The 22,724-nt window shown below is 68.3% G+C and carries 17 protein-coding genes and 1 pseudogene; 10 read left to right on the forward strand and 8 right to left on the reverse strand.

Annotated elements, in window-relative coordinates:
- The first annotated feature begins 71 nt into the window (after positions 1 to 71).
- Positions 72 to 1,874 (forward strand): annotated as a pseudogene (gene gcl, locus NC4_RS38200) (glyoxylate carboligase).
- Positions 1,871 to 3,004, forward strand: coding sequence for a glycerate kinase (locus tag NC4_RS38205; protein ID WP_067549365.1), 1,134 nt, complete (start codon positions 1,871 to 1,873; stop codon positions 3,002 to 3,004). The pseudogene gcl and the gene NC4_RS38205 overlap by 4 nt, the downstream one beginning before the upstream one ends.
- Before the next feature lie 224 nt (positions 3,005 to 3,228).
- Here the strand turns inward: NC4_RS38205 and oxc are convergent, their stop codons facing one another.
- Positions 3,229 to 4,956 carry an oxalyl-CoA decarboxylase gene (oxc, locus tag NC4_RS38210; protein WP_067549368.1) on the reverse strand — a complete coding sequence of 576 codons (1,728 nt, stop codon included), beginning with the start codon at positions 4,954 to 4,956 and terminating at the stop codon, positions 3,229 to 3,231.
- 129 nt (positions 4,957 to 5,085) lie between these two features.
- The gene (locus NC4_RS38215) at positions 5,086 to 5,994 is read right to left on the reverse strand and encodes a LysR family transcriptional regulator (protein WP_067549371.1); all 909 of its coding nucleotides are present in this window, start codon (positions 5,992 to 5,994) and stop codon (positions 5,086 to 5,088) included.
- Positions 5,995 to 6,072: 78 nt separating this feature from the next.
- Here NC4_RS38215 and NC4_RS38220 point away from each other — a divergent pair, with 78 nt between their 5' ends.
- The 5 genes from NC4_RS38220 (at position 6,073) to frc (NC4_RS38240) (ending at position 11,119) form a co-directional block, all read left to right on the forward strand.
- A complete protein-coding gene (locus tag NC4_RS38220) occupies positions 6,073 to 6,531 on the forward strand; it encodes a PAS domain-containing protein (protein WP_067549374.1) in 459 nt (152 codons plus the stop codon).
- Positions 6,532 to 6,607: 76 nt separating this feature from the next.
- Positions 6,608 to 7,588, forward strand: a complete 981-nt coding sequence (locus NC4_RS38225) for a 2-dehydropantoate 2-reductase (RefSeq protein WP_067549377.1) — start codon at positions 6,608 to 6,610, stop codon at positions 7,586 to 7,588.
- A complete protein-coding gene (gene pyk, locus NC4_RS38230; protein ID WP_067549380.1) occupies positions 7,585 to 9,033 on the forward strand; it encodes a pyruvate kinase in 1,449 nt (482 codons plus the stop codon). Before NC4_RS38225 ends, pyk begins: the two co-directional genes overlap by 4 nt.
- Positions 9,021 to 9,860 carry a formate dehydrogenase accessory sulfurtransferase FdhD gene (gene fdhD, locus NC4_RS38235; RefSeq protein ID WP_067549384.1) on the forward strand — a complete coding sequence of 280 codons (840 nt, stop codon included), beginning with the start codon at positions 9,021 to 9,023 and terminating at the stop codon, positions 9,858 to 9,860. The genes pyk and fdhD overlap by 13 nt, the downstream gene beginning before the upstream one ends.
- Before the next feature lie 29 nt (positions 9,861 to 9,889).
- The gene (gene frc, locus NC4_RS38240) at positions 9,890 to 11,119 is read left to right on the forward strand and encodes a formyl-CoA transferase (protein ID WP_067549387.1); all 1,230 of its coding nucleotides are present in this window, start codon (positions 9,890 to 9,892) and stop codon (positions 11,117 to 11,119) included.
- 82 nt (positions 11,120 to 11,201) lie between these two features.
- On the opposite strand, the gene NC4_RS38245 is transcribed toward frc (NC4_RS38240), so the two are convergent.
- The gene (locus NC4_RS38245; RefSeq protein ID WP_084530192.1) at positions 11,202 to 11,948 is read right to left on the reverse strand and encodes a GntR family transcriptional regulator; all 747 of its coding nucleotides are present in this window, start codon (positions 11,946 to 11,948) and stop codon (positions 11,202 to 11,204) included.
- Between the two features lie 188 nt (positions 11,949 to 12,136).
- Here NC4_RS38245 and NC4_RS38250 point away from each other — a divergent pair, with 188 nt between their 5' ends.
- Together NC4_RS38250 and NC4_RS38255 are read left to right on the forward strand one after the other, a co-directional pair.
- Complete coding sequence (locus NC4_RS38250; RefSeq protein WP_067549390.1) at positions 12,137 to 12,871, forward strand: acyl-CoA dehydrogenase family protein; 735 nt, start codon at positions 12,137 to 12,139, stop codon at positions 12,869 to 12,871.
- Positions 12,868 to 14,208: an MFS transporter gene (locus NC4_RS38255; RefSeq protein ID WP_067549393.1), complete on the forward strand. Its 1,341-nt coding sequence runs from the start codon at positions 12,868 to 12,870 to the stop codon at positions 14,206 to 14,208. Before NC4_RS38250 ends, NC4_RS38255 begins: the two co-directional genes overlap by 4 nt.
- 78 nt (positions 14,209 to 14,286) lie before the next feature.
- Here the strand turns inward: NC4_RS38255 and NC4_RS38260 are convergent, their stop codons facing one another.
- The 5 genes from NC4_RS38260 to NC4_RS38280 form a co-directional block, all read right to left on the reverse strand.
- Complete coding sequence (locus tag NC4_RS38260; RefSeq protein ID WP_067549396.1) at positions 14,287 to 14,550, reverse strand: formate dehydrogenase subunit delta; 264 nt, start codon at positions 14,548 to 14,550, stop codon at positions 14,287 to 14,289.
- Between the two features lies 1 nt (position 14,551).
- Positions 14,552 to 17,437: a formate dehydrogenase subunit alpha gene (gene fdhF / locus NC4_RS38265; protein WP_084530193.1), complete on the reverse strand. Its 2,886-nt coding sequence runs from the start codon at positions 17,435 to 17,437 to the stop codon at positions 14,552 to 14,554.
- On the reverse strand, positions 17,434 to 19,023 hold the full coding sequence (locus NC4_RS38270; protein ID WP_245722216.1) for a formate dehydrogenase beta subunit: 1,590 nt from the start codon (positions 19,021 to 19,023) through the stop codon (positions 17,434 to 17,436). Before NC4_RS38270 ends, fdhF begins: the two co-directional genes overlap by 4 nt.
- Positions 19,020 to 19,499 (reverse strand): NAD(P)H-dependent oxidoreductase subunit E, encoded by a 480-nt coding sequence (locus tag NC4_RS38275; protein WP_157555486.1) that lies wholly within the window; start codon positions 19,497 to 19,499, stop codon positions 19,020 to 19,022. The genes NC4_RS38270 and NC4_RS38275 overlap by 4 nt, the downstream gene beginning before the upstream one ends.
- Before the next feature lie 129 nt (positions 19,500 to 19,628).
- The gene (locus NC4_RS38280; RefSeq protein ID WP_245722217.1) at positions 19,629 to 20,912 is read right to left on the reverse strand and encodes an OFA family MFS transporter; all 1,284 of its coding nucleotides are present in this window, start codon (positions 20,910 to 20,912) and stop codon (positions 19,629 to 19,631) included.
- Positions 20,913 to 21,288: 376 nt separating this feature from the next.
- On the opposite strand from NC4_RS38280, the gene frc (NC4_RS38285) reads away from it, so the two are divergent.
- On the forward strand, positions 21,289 to 22,566 hold the full coding sequence (frc, locus tag NC4_RS38285) for a formyl-CoA transferase (protein WP_067549403.1): 1,278 nt from the start codon (positions 21,289 to 21,291) through the stop codon (positions 22,564 to 22,566).
- The last annotated feature ends 158 nt before the right edge of the window (positions 22,567 to 22,724 follow it).

Consider the following 22,724-nt stretch of genomic DNA (forward strand, 5'->3'; position numbering starts at 1 on the left):
TGGCTCGCTGGATCACTCCGCGCTGCTGCTGGTCGCCGAATCGCTGGCCGGAAAAACAAGGGAACACTGATATGACACGCATGCGTACCGTGGACGCGGCCGTCCTCATTCTCGAAAAAGAAGGCGCGACACAGGCATTCGGACTGCCCGGCGCGGCCATCAATCCCTTCTACAGCGCCATGCGCGCGCACGGCGGCATCAAGCACGTGCTCGCCCGTCACGTGGAAGCCGCTTAGCACATGGCCGAGGGTTACACCCGCGCCGAGGCCGGGAATATCGGCATCTGCGTCGGCACCTCGGGTCCGGCGGGCACCGATATGATCACCGGATTGTATTCCGCCAGTGCGGATTCCATTCCGATCCTGTGCATCACCGGTCAAGCCCCGGTGGACAAGCTGCACAAGGAGGACTTCCAGGCCGTCGACATCTCCGCCATCGCCGCGCCCGTCTCGAAGTGGGCGGTGACGGTGCTGGAGCCCGCGCAGGTGCCGGGCACCTTCCAGAAGGCGTTCCAGCTCATGCGATCCGGCCGCCCCGGCCCGGTACTCATCGACCTGCCGATCGATGTGCAATTGGCCGAGATCGAATTCGATATCGACACCTACGAGCCCCTCGCGGTGCATCGCCCGGCGGCCACCCGCGCGCAGGCGGTGAAGACGCTGTCCATGCTGTCGCGGGCCGAGCGGCCGCTGATCGTCGCGGGCGGAGGTGTCATCACCGCCGAGGCCTCCGATCTCCTGCGCGAATTCGCGGAGCTGACCGGCATTCCGGTGGTCCCCACCCTCATGGGCTGGGGCATCGTTCCCGACGATCACCCGCTGCACGCGGGCATGGTCGGCTTGCAGACCTCGCACCGCTACGGCAATGCCACACTGCTGGCCTCGGACTTCGTGCTGGGCATCGGCAACCGGTGGGCCAATCGCCACACCGGCGGCGTGGACACCTACACCAAGGGCCGCACCGTCGTGCACGTGGATATCGAGCCGACCCAGATCGGCAAGGTCATCGCGCCCGACTACGGGATCGTCTCCGACGCCCGGGCCGCGCTGACCGTCTTCCTCGAGGTCGCCCGCGAGCTGCGCGAGGCGGGCGAGCTGCCCGATCGCTCCGCGTGGGCCGAGGAGGTGCGGGCGCGCAAGCGAACCATGCTGCGCAAGACCGCCTTCGACAATGTGCCGATCAAACCGCAGCGGGCCTACCAGGAGATGAACCGGGCCTTCGGCCCGGATACCCGGTACGTCACCACCATCGGCCTGTCGCAGATCCAGGCGGCGCAGATGCTGCACGTGTACAAGCCGCGGCACTGGATCAATGCCGGACAGGCCGGTCCGCTGGGCTGGACGCTGCCCGCCGCGCTCGGCGTCGCCACCGCCGCCCCGGACTCGCCCGTGGTCGCGCTGTCGGGCGATTACGACTTCCAGTTCCTCATCGAGGAATTGGCGGTCGGCGCGCAGTTCAACATTCCGTACATCCATGTGGTGGTGAACAACTCCTACTTGGGCCTGATCCGTCAGGCGCAGCGGCAGTTCGACATGGACTACTACGTGCAGCTGTCCTTCGGGAACATCAACAGCCCCGAGGTCGGCGGCTACGGCGTGGACCACCTGAAGGTGGCGGAGGGATTGGGCTGCAAGGCGATTCGGGTGACCGATCCGAACGAGCTGGGCGCGGCCTACGACGCGGCCAAGCGACTGCTGGCCGAGCATCGGGTGCCGGTGCTGGTCGAGGTCATTCTCGAGCGCGTCACCAATGTCTCCATGGGCCTTGAGATCGACAGCATCAACGAATTCGAGGAACTCGCCGAGACCGCCGCGGACGCCCCCACCGCCGTCGGCGCCCGGCAGGAGCTCGAAACAGCGGGCAGCCCGGGATGATTCACGGTCCCGTGATCGTCGCCCCGGACAAGTTCAAGGGCTCGCTCACCGCCCCGCAGGTCGCGGCGCATATCGCCGCCGGGCTGCGCGCCCGGCGGCCGGACCTGCCGATCGCGACCGTACCGGTCGCCGACGGCGGGGACGGCACCGTGGACGCCATGGTGGCCGCAGGCTATTCGCGCCTGCGGACCGGCGTGGCCGGGCCGGTCGGCAACCGCGTGGTCCCCTCGTTCGCGATGAGGGGCGAGTCGGCCGTCGTGGAATTGGCGGAGGCCTCCGGCCTGCGCCGCCTGCCCGACCGGCCCACCCCGGCCACCGCGCTGGCCGCCTCCAGCGCGGGCGTGGGCGACCTGATCCGCACCGCGGCCCTGCGCGGCGCGGACCGGGTCGTCCTGGGGCTGGGCGGCAGCGCCTGCACCGACGGCGGTGCGGGACTGCTCACCGCGCTCGGCGCGCGCCTGCTCGATGCCGACGGCCGCGAGCTGCCGCCGGGCGGGGCCGCCCTGCGGCGGCTGGATCGCATCGACCGCACCGGCCTGCTGCGGGTGCCGGTGACGGTGGCCTCCGATGTGGACAATCCGCTGCTGGGCGCGCGCGGCGCGGCGGCCGTGTACGGACCGCAAAAGGGTGCGGGCGCAGCCGAAGTCGCGGAACTCGAAGCCGGTCTCACGCGCTTCGCGGAGGTCGCCGCGCGGGAGCTCGGTATCGATTACGCCGCCCGGCCCGGCGCCGGAGCCGCGGGCGGAGTCGGCTTCGCCGCGCTGGCCTTCCTGGACGCGGACATCCGGCCCGGCATCGAGATCATGCTGGAGCAGCTCGATTTCGATGCCCAGGTGGTCGGTGCGCGCCTGGTCGTCACCGGTGAAGGCAACCTGGACGAACAGACCCTGCACGGCAAGGCCCCGATCGGCGTCGCCCGCGCGGCGAGCCGGGCCGGGGTGCCGGTGGTGGCCGTATCCGGCCGCCGCGCCATCGACCCGAGCGCCTTGCTGCCGTTCGGAATCGAGGCCGCCCACGCCCTCACCGATATCGAGCCGGACCCCGAGGTGTGCATGCGCGACGCCGGGAAACTGTTGGAGCATTTGGCCGGTCGGATCGCCCGAACACTGCATCCCGTGTCCGCGCCCTAGAGACCTCCGCACCCCGGGTAATCCCGCCCTGAACCAACCCGGGGGCGATCTGGCAGTACACCCACAGATCGCGGAGAAAAGCGAAGCCCCGCACCGTTTCCGGTGCGGGGCTTCGTCTCGTGCACCGACCGTGGACCGCATCCGCGGGCCGGGCCGGAAACCGTCGAAAGGCGGCGGATCTCCGGCTTCCGGCCCGGGCCGCGCACGCGGTCCCGGTCGGATACTCAGTGCTGGACGGTGATGCCCTTGGGATTGAGATGGGCGATATTCCCGCTCTTGGTCCCGTCGGACGGGTCGATGATGCAGTCGATGAGCGCCGGTGCGCGGGCCGCCAAGGCCTCGCGCAGGGCGCTGGCGACCTCGTCGGGTGTGGTGGCGCGATAGCCCTTACCGCCGAAGGCGGTGATCATGACCTCGTGCCGGGCGCGCAGCACCGTGGGCGCGGGATCGCCGCCCACGGCCGGGGCATCGCCCTTGTAGACGCCGGAGTTGTTGAGCACCACGGTGACGATCGACAGGTTGTAGCGGCAGATCGCCTCGATCTCCATGCCGCTGAACCCGAAGGCGCTGTCGCCCTCGATGGCCACCACCGGATCGCCGGTCTCGACGGCGGCGGCAATGGCATAGCCCATGCCGATGCCCATCACGCCCCAGGTGCCGCTGTCCAGGCGGTGCCGGGGCACCTGCATGCCGATGGTATTGCGCGCCAGGTCGAGTGCGTTCGCGCCCTCGTTCACCACATACGCCTGCGGATTGTCCGCGAGCACATTCCGGATGGCTTGCAGCGCGCCGAGGAATTTCATGGGCAGCGCGGTGGCGGCGGCCTCGAGTCGCACCGCCATCTTGGCGATGTTCTGGGCCGAACGGGTGGACAGTTCTTCCCGCCATAGCGTCGGCACCGTGATCTGGCCGGGCTTGGCGCGTTCCAGCAGCGCATTCATGACCGAGCCGATATCGCCGACCAGGGGTGCGGCAATGGGCTGATTGCTGTCCATTTCCGTGGCCGCGATATCGACCTGGACGAACTTCGCGGACGCGTTCCACTGCGGTGAATCACCGTGCCCGAGCAACCAATTCAGCCGCGCGCCGAGCAGTAGCACCACATCGGCGCGCTTCAGTGCCTGCGAGCGCGTCGTGGCCGCCGATTGCGGATGATCGTCGGGCAGCAGGCCTTTCGCCATCGACATCGGGATATATGGCAGCCCGGTGCTTTCCACGAATTCCCGGATCTGCTCGTCGGCGCGCGCATAGGCCGCGCCCTTGCCGAGCACCACCAGCGGACGTTCCGCACCGGCCAGCAGTTCGATGGCGCGGTCGACCGCGGCGGGGTCGGGCAGCTGCCGTGGCGCCGGATCGACCAGTTTCCACAGCGATGCCGCGCCCTGGCTCGCGGGAATCACCTCACCGAGGACCGCGGCCGGAATATCGAGGTAGACACCGCCCGGGCGGCCGGAGGCCGCGGTCCGCAGGGCGCGGGCCAGCCCGCGGCCGATATCCTCGGCCCGCTGCACCCGGTAGGCCGCCTTGCAGAACGGCCGGGCCGCCGCGAGCTGATCCATCTCCTCGTAGTCGCCGCGCTGCAGATCGACCAGATGGCGTTCACTGGATCCCGAGATCTGCACCATGGGAAAGCAATTGGTGGTCGCGTTCGCCAGCGCTACCAAGCCGTTCAGAAAGCCCGGGGCTGATACCGTGAGGCAGATTCCCGGATACTGCGTGAGAAATCCGGCGGCGGCCGCGGCATGACCCGCATCGCTTTCGTGCCGGAATCCGATGAAGCGAATTCCGGACGCCTGCGCGAGGCGTGCGACATCGGTGATCGGAATGCCGACCACACCGTAGATATTCCGGATATCGTTGAGCCGGAGCGCATCTACGAGCAGGTGGATGCCATCGGTGACCGCTTCGGGTGCGCCGACGTCCGCCGCATCGGGTAGGGAAGCCTCGATCATCGTCGGGGTCCTCTCTGCTTATGTTGCCTTCAATTGCGTTTCGCTCCTTCACCTTCGACCGCTCGGTCGGAATCGTCCAAGATCGGTTGTGAACCACGTGATAGACCGTGTTTATCACGGACCGAGCCGTTATTTCGGGCCGAAGTATTCATCGGCCGACAGCGCCGCCGCCACATTCAGGAAGGCCCGCGCGGCCACTGAACCCGGCGATCCGGCGTAGATGGCCACCGAGACGGTGGCCCGGGTGTCCGGTTCGATGAGATCGACCGCGCGGGTGGTCTCGGCCGTGGGCAGCGCCCGCAGCCAGGTGTCCGGCACGACGCTGGCCCACGCCCCGGTGCCCACGTGCGCGTAGAGCGAAGCCACGGAATCGGTTTCGACCTGCGGCCGCGCCACCGTCCCGCTGGCGGCGAAGGCGGCGTCGATGACCTGCCGGAAGCGCATATCGGGAGTGAGCAGCGCCAGCGGCAGGCGCGCGGCCTGCGCCCAGGTGATCTCGCGGGTGTCCGGGGCGACGAGATCGCCAGATACCAGCAGCACATAGCGTTCGCCGTAGAGCGGCACCACGTCCAGGCCTTCGGTGTCCTCGTCCCCGAAGTGGGCGATGGCGGCGTCGAGCTCGAAATTCCGTATTCTGCGCCGTAATTCGTCCGAGGTCAGGCGTGAGCACACCGCGACGGTGGCCAATGGATGCAGGGCGCAGAACGCCGCGACAGGGCGTCCGGCGGTGGTGGACACGGTGGGTCCGGTGCCCAGTCGCAGTGTGCCGGTGATGCCGGAGCGCATGGCCACCGCCTCGGCCTTGAAGGCATCGTGCTCGGCGAGAATCCGCCGGGCCGTGATGGCGAGGCGTTCGCCCTCGGGCGTGAGGCCCTCGAAGGCGCGGCCGCGATTGATGAGCGTGACGTCGAGTTCACGCTCCAGTTTGGCGATGGCCGCCGAGAGTGCGGGCTGGGACACGTAGCAGGCCTCGGCGGCGCGTGCGAAATGCCGTACCCGGGCCAGGGTTACGAAGTACTCCAGCTGTCGCAGCAACACGGGAACCTCCTTCGATGTCTATTGTATACAGGATATGTTACCGAGTTCGGTGCGACGGCAAGTTCGGAAGGAGCGGTCATGGCGGACAATGCGAACGGGGGAGTTCCGGTGGATTACGCGGCGGCGGTGGTGGCCTCGACGCCCGATGCCGTGGTGGTCCTCGACGCGGAGGGCATCGTGCGGCTGTGGAACGGCGGTGCGGAGCGGATATTCGGATATACCGCCGCCGAGGCGATCGGCCGCAGCCTGGATCTGATCATTCCCGAGAAGCAGCGCGCCGCGCACTGGGCGGGCTATCGGAACTCCGTGCGGACCGGGCTCACTCGGTACGGCGATCGGCTGCTGAACGTGCCCGCCCTGCACCGCGACGGCCACCGGCTGTCGGTGGAATTCAGTGTGGCGCTGCTGTGTGACGAGGACGGTGCGGTGGTCGCGGTCTCGGCCGTCATGCGCGATGTCTCGCAGCGGCGCAGCGCCGAACGGCAGCTGCGCCTGCGGCTGGCCGAGCTGGAACAACGGCTGGCCGCGGTGTCCTGACATCGACAAACGCTCCATCTTCCGCTTACGATGGCATACTGTATGCAATCTACGATCTTGGCTCTCGGGAGGAACATTGAAGATCGCAGTGGTCGGCGCCGGAGCGATCGGCGCCTACTGGGGCGCCGCCATGCACCGCGGCGGCGCGGAGGTCCATCTGCTCGCCCCCGGGCCGCATCTGGAAGCCATGCGGCGGCACGGGGTCCGAGTGCTCAGTCCCCGTGGCGATTTCACCGCCGAGGTGCACGCCACCGATGATCCGGCGGAGATCGGGCCGGTGGACTTCGTCTTCCTCGGCCTCAAAGCGCACTCGTACCCGGACTGCGGGCCGCTGGTGAACCCGCTGCTGCGCCCGGACACCGCGGTGGTCGCGGCCCAGAACGGGATTCCCTGGTGGTACTTCCACGAACTGCCCGGGCCCTACCGCGGCCGCCGTATCGAGGCCGTCGATCCCGATGGCGCGACCACGGCCGTGCTCCCGCCCGAGCGCGCCATCGGCTGTGTGGTCTATCCCGCCACGGTCATTGCCGAGCCCGGCGTGATCCGCCATATCGAAGGCACCCGGTTCTCCATCGGCGAACCCGGCCACGAGATCTCCGAGCGCTGTAAAGCCTTGAGCCAGGCCATGATCGCGGGCGGCATGAAATCACCGATCGAGCCCGACATCCGCAACGACATCTGGATCAAGCTCATGGGCAATGCCGCCTTCAACCCCATCAGCGCCCTCACCCGCGCCACCATGGTCGATATCTGCTGTCATCCCGGCGCGCGCGGGCTGGTGGAGCAGATCATGCACGAGACCCTCGATATCGCCGCCCGGGTCGGCGCGAAACCCGATATCTCGGTGGAGAAGCGGCTGCGCGGCGCGGCGGCGGTCGGCCACCACAAGACCTCCATGCTGCAAGACCTGGAGGCGGGCATACAGCTCGAACTCGATGCCGTGGTCGCGGCCCTGGTGGAGATGGCCGATATCACCGGCGCGCCCGCGCCCACCCTGCGCACCGTCTACGCCGCGACCGATCTGCTGGCGGCCACCGCTGAGGAGGCCGCCCGATGACCTGCCGTACCAAGATCGTCTGCACGCTGGGCCCGGCCACCGGCACCATCGAACGGATCGGCGCGCTCATCGACGCCGGAATGGATGTGGCCCGGTTGAACTTCAGCCACGGCACCCACGATGATCATCTGGCCCGGTACCGCGCCGTGCGGCGGGCGGCGAGCGAGCGGGATCGCGGCGTGGCCGTGCTGGCCGATCTGCAAGGTCCGAAGATCCGCCTGGGCCGCTTCGCCGCCGGGCCGGTGCTGTGGGCCACGGGCGAGCACATTGTCATCACCACCGAGGACTGTCCGGGCGACCACGATCGGGTGTCGACCACCTATAAGGGTCTGTCCGCCGATGCGCAGCCGGGTGACTGCCTGCTCATCGACGACGGTCGGGTGGAATTGCGCGTCCTGGCGGCCGACGGGCCCGATATCCGGTGCGAGGTGACCGCCGGTGGGCCGGTCAGCGATCGCAAGGGCATCTCCGTCCCGGATATCCCGGTGAGCGTTCCGCCCTTGTCGGACAAGGACATCGAGGATCTGCGCTACGCCCTCGAGATCGGCGTGGACATGATCGCCATGTCCTTCGTGCGCGCACCCGAAGAGGTCAAGCTCGCCCGCGCGGTCATGGAGGAGGTGGGCCGCCAGGTGCCGGTCATCGCGAAACTCGAGAAACCCGAGGCGGTCCGGAATCTGGCGGCCATCGTCGACGCCTTCGACGGCCTCATGGTGGCCCGCGGTGACCTCGGCGTCGAAATGCGCCTGGAGGAGGTGCCGCTGGTGCAGAAGATCGCCATCCGGCAGTGCGTCGAGGCCGGGAAGCCGGTCATCGTGGCGACCCAGATGCTCGACTCCATGGCCACCGATCCCCGTCCCACACGGGCGGAGGTGTCCGATGTCGCCAATGCCGTCCTGGACGGCGCGGACGCGGTCATGCTGTCCGCGGAAACCAGTGTGGGCGAACATGCTTCGCGGGCGGTCGCCACCATGGCCAGCATTGCGAGCGAGACCGAGCGCAGCATCGTGCCCGCCGGAACCGAGACCGATCACGAGCTCACCGGCGCGGCCATCGCGGCGGCGGCCATCGCGGTGGGCAGGCGGGTCGGCGCCACCGCGCTGTGCTGTTTCACCCGCACCGGGGACACCGCGCGGCGGCTGGCCTTGCAGCGTTCGCCGCTGCCGCTCATCGCCTTCACCCCGGATCAGGAGGTGCGCCGCCGGTTGGCGCTGTCGTGGGGCGTGCGCGCCGTGGCCCTCGAACCCACTGATCCCGCGGCCATGCTCGCGGAGCTGAGCCGAATCCTGTTGTCGCTGGGCATCTGCCGCGAAGGCGATCGCGTGGTCGTGGTGTTCGGCGCGCGCACCGGGGTGCCCGGCGCCACCGACTCGCTGCGCGTGCTCGGCGTGCACGGCTACGACCTGCGACACCGACGGCTGGAGCGGGACCCATGGGACGAGTGACGACGCGGTACCGGGTGCTGCGGCTGTCCGAGGGGGCCGCGGTCACCCGCCCCGACACCCTGGTGACCGAGGAACCCCTCGAAATCCGGGTGACGGGCACGCCGCTGGCGATCACCATGCGCACCCCGGGCAACGACTTCGACCTGGCGCGTGGATTTCTCGTCAGCGAGGGCGTTGTCCGCGCGCCCGGCGAGATCCGTGCCATCCGGTATTGCGCCGGGGCCACCGCGGACGGCGCGAACACCTTCAATGTCGTGGACGTGACCCTGGCCCCCGGCGTCGCGCCGCCGGATCCCGGGCTGGCGCGCAATTTCTATACGACCTCCTCGTGCGGGCTGTGCGGTAAGGCCAGTCTCGACGCGGTCCGCGCGCAGCTGCGCTGGCCGCTCGCCGACGATCCGCTGCACGTGTCCGCCGAGCAGATCAGCGCGTTCCCGCACGAGCTGCGGGCCGCGCAGCGCACCTTCGACCGCACCGGCGGGCTGCACGCCGCCGGATTGTTCAGCGCCACCGGCGAATTGCTGTGCGTCCGGGAGGATGTCGGCCGCCACAACGCGGTCGACAAGGTGGTCGGCTGGATGTTCGAGCGCGGCCTGCTGCCGGGGACCGGAACGGCCCTCATGGTCAGCGGCCGGGCCTCGTTCGAACTCGTGCAGAAGGCCGTGCTGGCGGGCATCCCGCTGCTGGCCGCGGTCTCCGCGCCCTCCTCGCTGGCGGTGGATCTCGCCGCCGCGGCCGGGCTCACCCTCATCGGATTCGTGCGCGGGTCCTCGATGAACGTCTACACCCACGGGCGGCGTCTGGAAAACGCCGCTCCCGTCTCGTAATTCGCAGTATTCGGCGATGAGGAGGAATCATGAGCAAGGCACTCGCCGGAGTCCGTGTCATCGATATGACCCATGTCCAATCGGGTCCGTCGGCTACCCAGCTGCTGGCCTGGCTCGGCGCGGAGGTGGTGAAGATCGAGGCGCCGGGCCGCGGCGATATCACCCGGGGGCAGCTGCGCGATCTGCCCGATGAGGACAGTCTGTATTTCACCATGCTGAACTGCAATAAGCGCAGCGTCACGCTCAATATGAAATCCGTTGCTGGACAGGAGATCTTCACCCGCCTGGTGCGCGATGCCGACATTCTGGTGGAGAATTTCGGGCCGGGCGTGATGGACCGCTTCGGCTTCACCTGGGACCGGCTGCGCGAGCTGAACGAACGGCTGATCTACGCCTCCATCAAGGGTTTCGGGCCCGGCCGCTATGCCGACTACAAGGCGTACGAGGTGGTGGCGCAGGCCATGGGCGGGGCCATGAGCACCACCGGATTCCCGGACGGGCCGCCCACCGCCACCGGGGCGCAGATCGGCGATTCCGGCAGCGGCATTCACCTGGTGGCCGCGGTGCTCGCGGCCTTGTATCAGCGCGAGCACAGCGGATCCGGTCAGCGGGTCACCGTGGCCATGCAGGAGGCCGTGCTCAATCTGTGCCGGGTGAAGCTGCGTGATCAGCAGCGGCTGGCACACGGTCCGCTGCGGGAGTACCCGGATCAGTTCGCCGGTGACGAGGTGCCCCGCTCGGGCAATGCCTCCGGCGGCGGTCAGCCCGGATCCGCGGTGCGGTGTGCGCCCGGCGGTCCCAATGATTACGTCTACGTGATCGTGCAGCCGGTGGGTTGGGAACCGCTCACCGCCCTGATCGGCAGGCCCGAACTGGCCACCGATCCGGAATGGGCCACCCCCGAGGCCCGGCTCCCGCGCCTGGACAAGGTGTTCGGCCTCATCGAGGAGTGGAGTTCGGGATTGACCAAGTGGCAGGTCATGGATCAGCTCGCCGAGCGCGATATCCCGTGCGGACCGGTGCTTTCCACCAGCGAGCTCATCGAGGACGCCACCCTGGCCGAACTCGGCGCGGTCGTGACGGTCGACCAGCCGGGGCGCGGGAGCTTCAAGACGGTGGGTTGCCCACTGCGGCTGTCGGATTCACCGGTGGAGGTGCTGCCCGCACCGCTGCTCGGCGAGCACACCGACGAGGTGCTCGCGAGCCTCGGATACACGCCCTCGGATATCGAGCGGCTCCATCACGAAGGCGCCGTCTGAAGCGACCCGCGGCACCGCGGAAATGCCGCCGCGGACCGGGAATCCCGGTCCGCGGCTTTCGCGCACTCCGTACCGAATGCTGTTATCGGTCTTCGGCTTCGGCCGCGACCTGCTTGCGGTAGGTCTCGATGGTCTTCTCGGTGTGGCGGCGCATGATGTCCCCGGCCTTGGCGGCGTCACCGGCGGCAATGGCCTTGATCAGCCGCGCGTGCTCGTTCCACGCGTCCTTGCCGCGGGGCTGTGCGATGGGCGTGTAGTACCAGCGCACCCGCAGCTCCACCTGGGAGATGAGCTCGGCCAGCACCGCATTGCCCGACATCTGCGTAATGTGCTTGTGCAGTGCGGTATTCGCGGCCACCAGCCGCTTCACATTGCCCTCGGCCAGCGCGTCGATGCCGTCCTGCTGCAGGGCGTTGAGCTGTTCGACCCCCTCGGGCGTGCTGTGCTCGGCGGCTAGCTGCGCGGAGTAGGTCTCCAGCACGGCGCGCACCTGCAGCAGCTGGGTCGCCTCCTCGAGCGTCGGGGTGTGCACGAACGCGCCCTGCGCCCGGCGCAGGTCCACCCAGCCCACGGTCTGCAAGCGCTGCAAGGCCTCCCGAATGGGCTGGCGGCTCACACCGAGCGCCTCGACCAGTTCCGTTTCGACCAGATGCTGGCCGGGCTTCAGCGCCCCGGTGACGATCAGGTCCAGCAGGGTCTCGTAGACGGCCTCGCGCAGTGGGGCGGGGCGGTCGAGCTTGCGCGCGGAGGCCGCGGCCAGCACCCCGCCGACACCCTCCGTGGCGTCCGCCGTGATCGGTACAGCACTCCGTGCGGCCCTTTTGGCCATGGGTTCCACCTCGAATCGATTGCGCCGGTGGGGGACTGGCGCTTCTGGCAGGCGACGAAAAACACTCGTTATCAGTATATCGTTTTTCGTATTCAATAAACCAATCGGCCGTGCGGCCGTGTCGGCGTCCTTATTGTAGATTGCATACAGTATTCGTTTCGCGGGAACGCGATGCGAGAGGACACATCATGACCGGTATCACCACCGAACGGGCCGTCGACGTCGTCGAACGAATCATCCAGACCGTCATCGCACCCAATGCCTGGCTCGCCCGCTCCGGACGCTACCCCCGCACCGCCATCGGCGCCTTCGGCCGCACCGGCCTGCTCGGGCTCACCGTCGGCGCCGAGGCGGGCGGACTCGGCCACGGCCTGCCGGAGGCCGTCGACACGGTGCGGCGCGTGGCCAGCGCCTGCCCCGCCATTGCCACCGTGCTGGCCCGCCACTACGCCGCCACCGCCGTCCTGGAAGCGCATGCGCCGCAGCATGTACGGGCCGAGATCGCCGCGGGACGTCACCTGAGCACGCTCGCGCTCGATGATGTCGGCGGCGAGCGCTGGTCCGGGGGCGGAACCGCGGAGATTCGCGGCTACGCCGCGCAGGTGTACTCCTGCAAGCGCTGCGTCATCTCGGCGGGTGAGGCCGACAGCTATATCTGGTCCACCCGCGCGCGAACGGTGACCGGCGGCCTCACCCTGTGGCTGGTCCCCGGCGCAGCCCCGGGCCTGTACATCGCCGCGGAACCCCACGCCGTCGGCCCGCCCGGCAGCGGCTGCGCCGATATCCTCGCCGACCCGGCCCTGATCCCCAGTACGGCCACCCTGGGGGCCGACGGTACGGGGGCAACCATTCTGGCGCGGACGGCCGCCCCGTGGCTTCTGGCCTTGTCCGAGGCCGTCGAACAGGGCTGGAGGCGGTCATGACTCGGGCGAATTCCCTTGGGGGACTCGAGGGAATCGAACTCTCCGATTACTACGGGCGGCGCTACCGCATCGGTGGCTCCGAGCGGGACCATTCGCGCCGCGGGATCTTCTGGCTGTGCTGCGCGCTCATGCTGGCCGCCGGGATGCCGCAGTACGGGTACGCGGTGCTGGTGGCTGAACTGGCCCGGGCGAATCGGTGGAGTCCGGCCGCCGCGCTGAGCGTGCTCGCCGCCTTCGTCGTGGTGCAGGCCGGAATCGCCTTTCCCACGGCCTTTCTGCGGGACCGCGGGTGGCTCTCGGCGCGGGCCGCCGTGCTACTCGGCGGATTGCTGTGCGCCGCGGGGCTGCTCGCGGCGGCGCATACGGGGAATCTGCGCACGGTGGCGCTCGGCTACGGCGTGTGCGCCGGACTCGGCGTCGGTCTGATCTACGCCACCGTCCTCGCGACCGTCGTGCGGTGGCATCCGGAGCGCGGTCCGGACCGGATCGGCATCGTCACCGGGGCTTTCGCCTGCGGTGGGGTGCCGCTGGCCGTTGTATCCCTGATCGGCGGGCCGCCCGGGGTGGCCGTGCTGTTCGAAGCGCTGGCCGTCGCGGTACTGCTGATCGTGGCCGGGACCGGCTGGTGGCTGCGCTTGCCACCGGCCCGCTGGTGGCCCGCGCGGGTGGATCCGCGCGCCTGGGCGCTCGACCGCCGGATCAATCCGGGCCTGCGCGGAAATCGCCAGCCGCTACGCGTGTTTCGCCCCGGCGAGGCCGTGCGCACCCCGGCCTTCGGGCGGATCTTCGCGCTGCTGATCTGTGCGGCGGCGGTATTCCTCGGTGATCTCGCCTATCTTGCGGCCGCCGCGCTGGGTGACGGCTTCTCGACCCGGGTGATCGCCCTGGCCTTCGCACTGCTCATCGGTGTGAACGGTGCGGCCCGGGCGGTGGCCGCAACCTTGTCCGACCGGCTGGGCCGTCGCCGCTTGCTGACCGGTGTCCTGATCGTCAGCGGCACAGCGCAATGGGGGCTGATCGGCGGCGTCGAGCAGGGCTCGTCGGCATTGCTGTTGGTCGGGGCGGTCGTCGCGGCCTTGGGCGCGGGTTGCTGCTTCCCGCTGTGCGCGGCCCTCGTCCAGGACTGGTTCGGAGCCGAATCCTCCGCGCAGAACATAGGAATCATGTACAGCGCCAAAGCCTTCGGCTCGGTGGTCGGGGTCGGCGCGGTCGCCGTGAGCGGCGGCGACCCGCGAATCGTCCTGCTGTTCGTCGCAATGGCGCTGACCGGCGCGCTGATCGCGGCCCGGCTGCGCCAACCAGGGCTGCCCGTGCTCGGGCTACCGGGCACGGCCTGACGACTCGAGCGGCACGCAGCGCCCGAGCGGTATGCAGTATGGAGCCCGCTACCGGATCGGTAGCGGGCTCCAGTGCGGTCAGGATGCCTGTCCCCGTGCCGTATCCGCCCGCGCACGGGCGGCGGCCCGGTCGCGCAGCGTGTCCACCGCGCCCGCCACCACCGGGTCGAGACCGGTCGGATCGTCGTCCACGGCGCGCAGAAGTTTGACGATCATGCGCCGGTCCCAGAAGCGGGTGATGTGGTCGGCGACCGCCAGGGCTGCTTGCCCGGCGGGCACGTGCCCGAACTGGATGGCGATGCGGTTGATCGCCCGCAGCTCGGTGACGGTGATGGGCGTCATGTCAGTGCACCGCCGCCGTCGTATCGGCGGCTGCGTCGGATTCCGCGTCGGTGGTTGTCCCGCACTCTGCTTCTGCGGTCGTCCCGGACTCCGAGGCGGCCGGTACCGCTCCGGAGGCCCGGGACCCCGGGCGGGCGAGGCTGACCTGCACGGCGGTCACCTTGTATTCCGGGCAGTCGGTGGCCCAGTCGGTGTTATCGGTGGTCACGACATTCGCGCCGGTGACCGGGTGATGGAAGGTGGTGTAGACGACGCCCGCCGGGACGCGCTCGGAAATCCGTGCGCGCAAGGCGGTGCGGCCCGCACGACTGGCCAGGTGCACGCGATCGCCGTCGGTGATGCCGCGATCCTCGGCATCGTGCGGGTGGATCTCCAGCACGTCCTCGGACTGCCACACGACATTGGCGGTGCGCCGGGTCTGCGCGCCCACGTTGTACTGGCTCAGGATCCGGCCTGTGGTCAGGATGAGCGGGAAGCGGCGGGTGCTGCGCTCCTCGGTCGGCACATACGGTGTCGGCGCGAATCTGCCCAGGCCGCAGGTGAATTCGTCGACATGCATGATCGGCCTCCCGGTGGGGGACGCGTCATTGCACGGCCACTGGATGCTGCCGAGCTCGTCGAGCCGCTGGAACGAGACGCCGGTGAATGTCGGTGTCATGGCGGCGATCTCGTCCATGATGGCGATGGGATGGTCGTAGGCCATGGGATAGCCCATGGCGGTGGCGATCTCGCAGATGATCTGCCATTCGTGCTTGCCGCTCTTGGGTTTCATGACCGCCCGCACCCGGTTGATGCGCCGCTCGGCATTGGTGAAGGTGCCGTCCTTCTCCAGGAACGACGCGCCGGGCAGGAAGACGTGCGCGAACTTCGCGGTCTCGTTGAGGAACAGATCCTGCACCACCACGAGCTCCATGGCCCGCAGCGTCGCCGACACATGATGCAGATTGGGATCGGACTGGGCGATGTCCTCCCCGTGCACGAACAGCCCGCGGAAGCTGCCGTCGAGCGCGGCGTCGAACATATTGGGGATGCGCAGTCCGGGATCCGGGGCCAGCGTGGCGCCCCAGAGGTTTTCGAACACGGTGCGCACGGCGTCGTCGGACACGTGCCGGTAGCCGGTGAACTTGTGCGGGAACGAGCCCATATCGCAGGAGCCCTGCACATTGTTCTGCCCGCGCAGCGGGTTCACCCCGACGCCGTCGCGGCCGATATTGCCGGTGGCCATGGCCAGATTGGCCATACCCATCACCATGGTCGAGCCCTGGCTGTGCTCGGTGACGCCGAGCCCGTAGTAGATCGCGCCATTGCCCGCCGTGGCATACAGCCGGGCCGCCGCCCGCAGGTCGTCGGCGGGCACCCCGGTGATCTCCGCGACAGCCTCGGGACTGTGCACCGGATCGGCGATGAACCGCGCCCACTGCTCGAAATCCTCGCAGCGGGTGGCGATGAACTCGCGGTCGACCAGATCCTCGGTGACGATCACGTGCGCCATGGCATTGACGACCGCCACATTGGCGCCCGGCCGCAATTGCAGGTGATGCGCGGCCTCGATGTGCGGAGAGCGCACCAGATCGATGCGGCGCGGATCCACCACGACCAGCTGCGCGCCTTCGCGCAGTCGGCGTTTCATCATGGATCCGAACACCGGATGCCCGTCGGTGGGGTTGGCTCCGATCACCACGATCACATCGGCCGCCGCCACCGACCGGAAGTCTTGTGTGCCAGCGGATTCGCCGAAGGTTTGCTTCAATCCGTAGCCGGTGGGGGAGTGGCAGACCCGGGCGCAGGTGTCGATATTGTTGTTGCCGAAGGCCGCTCGCACCATCTTCTGGAGGACGAACACCTCTTCATTGGTGCACCGCGAGGAGCTGATCGCCCCGATGGCCCCGGTTCCGTGGCGCCGCTTGATATCCAGCATGCGCTCGGCCACGGTCGCGATGGCCTCCTCCCATTCCACCTCCCGCCACGGGTCGGTAATGCGCTCGCGCACCATGGGCCGCAGCATGCGATCCGGATGGGTGGCGTAGCCGAAGGCGAAGCGGCCCTTGACACACGAGTGCCCGGCATTGGCGCCACCCTGCTTCGCGGGCACCATGCGCACCAGCTCGTCGCCGCGCAGTTCGGCCTTGAACGAGCAGCCCACACCGCAATAGGCGCAGGTGGTTTCGACCGATCGGGTCGGCATGCCCAGCTGTACCACCGACCGCTCCTGCAAGGTGCCGGTCGGGCAGGCCTGCACACAGGCGCCGCAGGACACGCATTCGGAATCCAGGAAGGTTTCCCCCGCACCGGGCGAGACCTTGGAATCGAAGCCGCGGCCCTCGATGGTCAGCGCGAAGGTGCCCTGGATCTCGCCGCAGGCGCGCACACAGCGCGAGCACACAATGCATTTGGCGGGATCGAAATCGAAGTACGGATTGCTGAGATCCGGTGCGGAGTCGAGATGATTCTCGCCCTCGTACCCGTAGCGCACCTGCCGCAGCCCGACCACCCCGGCCATGTCCTGCAATTCGCAGTCGCCATTGGCCGCACAGGTCAGGCAGTCCAGCGGATGGTCGGAAATATAGAGCTCCATGACGTTTTCGCGCAGCCGCCCCAGTTTCGGGCTCTGGGTGCGCACGCTCATGCCGTCGGCGACCGGCGTGGTGCAGGATGCGGGAGTGCCGCGCCTGCCGTCGATTTCGACCACGCACAATCGGCAGGAGCCGAAGGCGTCGAGCCGGTCGGTGGCACAGAGTTTGGGAATGTCGATGCCTGCGAGCGCCGCGGCCCGCAGGACCGAGGTGCCTTCCGGGACGCGCACCGGCAGCCCGTCGATCTCGAGGGAGATCGATGTCGCGCCGTTCGCGGGCGGGGTCCCGAAATCGGGTTCACGCAATGCGGTCATGTCGTGGCCTCGCTGGTGGTGTCGGAGGAGGTGGTGTGCTCGCGCGGTGCGCGCAGCAGGAAGTCGTCGGGAAAGTGGGTGAGGGCGCTGCGCACCGGCAGCGGCGTGAGCCCGCCCATGGCGCACAGCGAGCCCTCGGTCATGACCTCGCACAGGTCCTCCAGCAGCGCCAGATTCTCCTCCCGGTGCTGACCGGCGACAATGCGGTCGATGACCTCCACGCCGCGGGTGGAGCCGACCCGGCAGGGCGTGCACTTGCCGCAGGATTCGGCGGCGCAGAACTCCATGGCGAAGCGGGCCTGGGCGGCCATATCGACCGAATCGTCGAACACCACCACGCCGCCGTGCCCGAGCATGGCCTCCGCCGCCGCGAAACCCTCGTAGTCCGTGGGCATGTCGAACATGGACGGCGGCAGATACGCGCCCAGCGGCCCGCCCACCTGGACCGCGCGCACCGGGCGGCCCGAACGTGTGCCGCCGCCGTAACCGTCCACCAGTTCGCGCAGCGTGATGCCGAAGCCGGTCTCCACAATGCCGCCGTGGCGGATATTGCCGCCCAGCTGGAAGATCTGGGTGCCGCGCGAGCGCTCGATGCCGTACGCGTGATACGTGGCCGCGCCGTCGGCCAGGACCGAGGGCACCGCGGCCAGGGTGAGCACATTGTTCACCACGGTCGGGCGGCCGAACAGGCCGTGTATGGCGGGAATCGGGGGTTTGGCGCGCACGATGCCGCGCTTGCCCTCCAGGCTCTCCAGCATGGCGGTTTCCTCGCCGCAGATATAGGCCCCGCCGCCGACGCGCACGTGCAGCTCGAAGTTCAACTCCGAGCCGAGGATTCGCTCCCCGAGCCAGCCCTGCTCGCGGGCGATGCCGATGGCCGCGCGCAAGGTGGCCACGGCGTCGGGATACTCCGAGCGCACGTAGATATAGCCCTCGCTCGCACCCACCGCATGCGCGGCGATGATCATGCCTTCGATGAGCAGGAACGGATCGCCCTCCATGACCATGCGGTCGGCGAAGGTGCCGCTGTCGCCCTCATCGGCATTGCAGCACACGAACTTCAGCGGGCCGTCGCAGCCGAGGACGGTGCGCCACTTGATACCGGCCGGGAATCCGGCACCGCCGCGCCCGCGCAGCCCGGAGTCGGTCACCTCGGTGACCACATCGCCCGGGGACATGGCCAGTGCGCGGCGCAGCCCGGTCAGCCCGCCGTAGCGCACATAGTCGGCGGGCGAGGTCGGATCGGTGATCCCGATGCGCGCGAAGGTGACCCGGTGCTGGTCGGCCAGCCAGGGCAGCTCCTCGACCACGCCGATGCGGAGGGGATGCGCGCCGCCGTCGAAGAGCCCGGCCGCCACCAGGCCGTCGACCTCGCCGGGCGTGACCGGCCCGTAGCCGACCCGGCCCCGGGCGGTGGCGACCTCGACCAGCGGCTCCAGCCAGAACATGCCGCGAGAGCCGTTGCGCACCAGTCGAATCGGACGATTCAGGCGTTCGGCGGCGGCGAGCAGCGCCACGGCCACCGCGTCCGCGCCCATGGACCGGGCGGCCGAATCGCGGGGAACGTACACGGTTACCGGTGTCACGGGGCCACCGCCGCGCCCAGCAGTGCGGTCAGCCGCTCGGCATCCACCCGGCCGTGCAGCGTGCCGTCGATCTCCACGCTCGGGCCGAGGGCGCAATTGCCCAGGCAGAACACCTGATCCGCGGTGAGGGCGCCGTCGGGGCTGGTATCGCCCATGCCGATGCCGTACCGCTGCGCCAGCAGGGCCACCAGTTCCGCCGCGCCCACGGCCTGGCACGCCTCGGCGCGGCAGACGCGCACATGGGTGCGCCCGGCCGGTGCGCCGCGGAAGTCGTGGTAGAAGCTCACCACCCCGTGCACATCGGCGCGGGAGAGGTTCAGCACGTCCGCGAGCACCCCGATGGCCTGGGGCGGCACATGACCGAGCGCCTCCTGGATGTCGTGCAGGATCGGCAGCAGCGCACCGCGTTCGGTGCGATGGGCGGCGGCGATCTCCCGGACCAATACCTGGGTTGCCACCGGGCTCGAAGGACTCATGGTGTTCCTCACAAGAACAGAAACGAATACTGTATGCAATCTACAGTAGCGGTCGGTGCGAGTCAGTGGAAGACGAAAACACCCGGGCCGGAAGTTCTTCCGGCCCGGGTGCGCTGTCTTCCGGTGCGGCTAGTCGGCCGACATGGCCTGTGTCGGCAGCAATCGTGGCTCCGGTTCCGGAAGGCGTTGCTGAACAGGCAGTTTGGGCTGGCGCAGCAGGATCGACAGGAAGGCGCACACGACGCCGACCGTCCCGGCGATGGTGAAGGCGGTGCCGTAGCCCCAGGTGCTGACCACCACCGAGCCGAGGCCGGAACCCACCAGGCCGGAGATCACCTTGGAGCTGTAGACCAGGCCGTAGTTGGTCGCATTGTTGTTCTCGCCGAAGTAGTCGGCGGTCATGGCCGCGAACAGCGGGAAGATCGCGCCGCCACCGAAACCCGAGACCATCGAGGCCAGCAGGAACAAGGGCATGCTGCCGATCGAGCCGGACAGGTACACCGCGTACTGCGACAGTCCGAGCACGGCGCAGACCAGGATGAGCGTCTCCCGCCGTCCGTAGCGGTCGGAGATCCAGCCGATCACGCCGCGCCCGGTGCCATTGATAATGGTCTTGAGACTCATTGCCAGCGCGACGATTCCGCTCGCGAAGCCCATCTCCTTGCCGAACGGCACCTGCATGGCGATACCGAAGATATTGATGCCCGCAGTGCAGAGCAGGACGAACCACATGAGCGGCAGGATGCCTGTCCTGACCGCCTCCATCGGCGTGTACTGCTTCACCGCGGGCGGATTCTTGCGGAGCGCCCGGGCAATGCGCGGATCGTCGTCGACGCCCAGCGGATCGACATGATCGGGCCACCAGTTCTTCGGCGGATCCCGGAAGAAGAATCCGGTCAGCGCGACCAGCGAGGCGAGCAGGACGCCGACGGCCAGCAGCAGGGTCTTGTAGTTGGCGACATCGAGATAGGAGGTGAACAGGAAAATGAAGGGCACCGAACCGTAGGCGAAGCCGCCATTGACGAATCCGGTCTTGCCGCCCTTCCGCTCGGGATACCACTTTCCGACCATGTTGATACAGGCGGCGTAGACGAAACCGGCCGCCGCGCCGCCGAAGACGCTGAATCCGAGATAGGCGAACAGGAAGCTGGGGGAGTACGCCAGGGAGAGATAACCCAGGAACGATCCGACCGCCCCGAGCATCATGGCCCCGCGTGCCGAGAGTTTGCCGCTCTCCCGGAGTTTCCCGGCGGGAAAGGCCACCGCGGCTTGGAAGAACACCCAGCCGCCGAGTAGCCAGAAGATATGGCCGTGCCCCCAGCTGTGGGCATCGACCAGGGTTTCCTCGGCGGAGGTGAAGGCGTATTCGGAGGAGCTGATGGCCATCATGGCGATCCATGGCAGCCAGACCATCCAGGCTCGGGAACGTCCGAGAATCTGTTTGTCGGTCTCACCGATGCGATATACGCGGCCGTTTTTGTCTGTGACTTCGTGAAACGAAGGATGCGTTTGCACACTCATTGTGTGGATCTCCCAGGTGGGACGTGGATTCGAGGGAGCCACGGCCCGGAAGTATGGATGTGAGCCACATCACTCTTACCGCCTGGAGTGACGCTGGTCTCAAACCATAAACTGTATACAATCTACAAAGCAAAACTTGATGTGACAAGTAACTGTGATAGACGCCGGTTATCAGCTGGTCCAAATCCGGTCTTGGACCGATCCGCTCGCGCGGCCGAAAGTGAAGCTGCGAAACGCAGTAGGGCAAACAAGCAGAGAGGACCCGGCGATGATCGAGGCTGCCCCAACCGAGACTGAACTGCCGCTGGCCGGAATCAAGGTTATCGACTTCACGGGCGTGCAGGCCGGACCGGCGTGCACCCAGATGCTCGCGTGGTTCGGCGCGGACGTATTGAAGGTGGAACGCACCTCCGGCGGCGATGTGACGCGGAATCAATTGCGCGATATCCCCGAGCTGGACGCGCTGTATTTCACCATGCTGAACAGCAATAAGCGGTCGCTGGCCATCGACACCAAGACGCCCGAGGGGCGCGAGGTGATGGAGCAATTGATCCGCGACGCCGACGTCCTGGTGGAGAATTTCGCACCGGGCGCCATGGACCGCATGGGCCTGTCCTGGGAGCAGATCCAGGACTGGAACCCGCGGCTGATTCTGGGTTCCATCAAGGGATTCAACGACGCGTCCTCCTGGTCGGACCTGAAGGTCTACGAGAACGTCGCGCAATGCGCGGGCGGCGCCGCCTCCACGACCGGCTTCTGGGACGGCCCGCCGACGGTATCCGGCGCGGCCCTCGGCGACAGCAATACCGGCATGCACCTGCTGATCGGCATCCTGACCGCACTCATCGCGCGCGGCAAAACCGGTGCCGGGCAACGGGTCGCGGCCTCCATGCAGGACGCCGTGCTCAACCTGTGCCGGGTGAAACTGCGCGATCAGCAGCGCCTGGACCGCATCGGCTACCTAGAGGAATACCCCCAGTATCCCCATGGCGAATTCGGCGCGGCGGTCCCGCGCGGCGGCAATGCTGGCGGCGGCGGTCAGCCCGGCTGGGTCCTGAAATGCAAAGGCTGGGAGAGCGACCCGAACGCCTACATCTATTTCACCGTCCAGGAACAGAACTGGGCCCGCACCGCCGAGGTCATCGGCCACCCCGAATGGGCGACCGATCCCGACTACTCCACCGCCCGCGCCCGCCAGGACAAGATCTTCGACATCTTCGCCGAAATCGAGAAATGGCTGTCGGACAAGACCAAATACGAGGCCGTCGAAATCCTGCGCGGCTGGGAGGTCCCCTGCGCACCGGTCATGAGCATGAAGGAACTCGCCGCAGACGACGACCTGCGCCGCAGCGGCACCATCGTGGAAGTCGAACAACAGGGCCGCGGCACCTACCTCACCGTAGGCAGCCCCGTGAAGTTCTCGGCCTTCACCCCCGCCATCACCGGCGCCCCCCTCCTCGGCGAACACGCCGACGAAGTCCTGTCCGAACTCGGCTACAGCCCCAAGGCCATCACCGAACTCCGCGCCAAGAAGGTCGTCGCCTGACGCCCGCCCCGCCGGGTGCATGACCCGGACAACTACCGGTGACCGTGCGGCGCAGACCGAAACCCCTGCGCCGCACGGCACTTCCCCACCCCCCACAGCTGGAGGATGCCTTCGTGGAGACCACCCACAATGGTCGCGCCCATTCACCCCCGCACGCA

It is taken from the genome of Nocardia crassostreae (assembly GCF_001613405.1).
GTDB classification, from domain to species: Bacteria; Actinomycetota; Actinomycetes; order Mycobacteriales; family Mycobacteriaceae; genus Nocardia; species Nocardia crassostreae.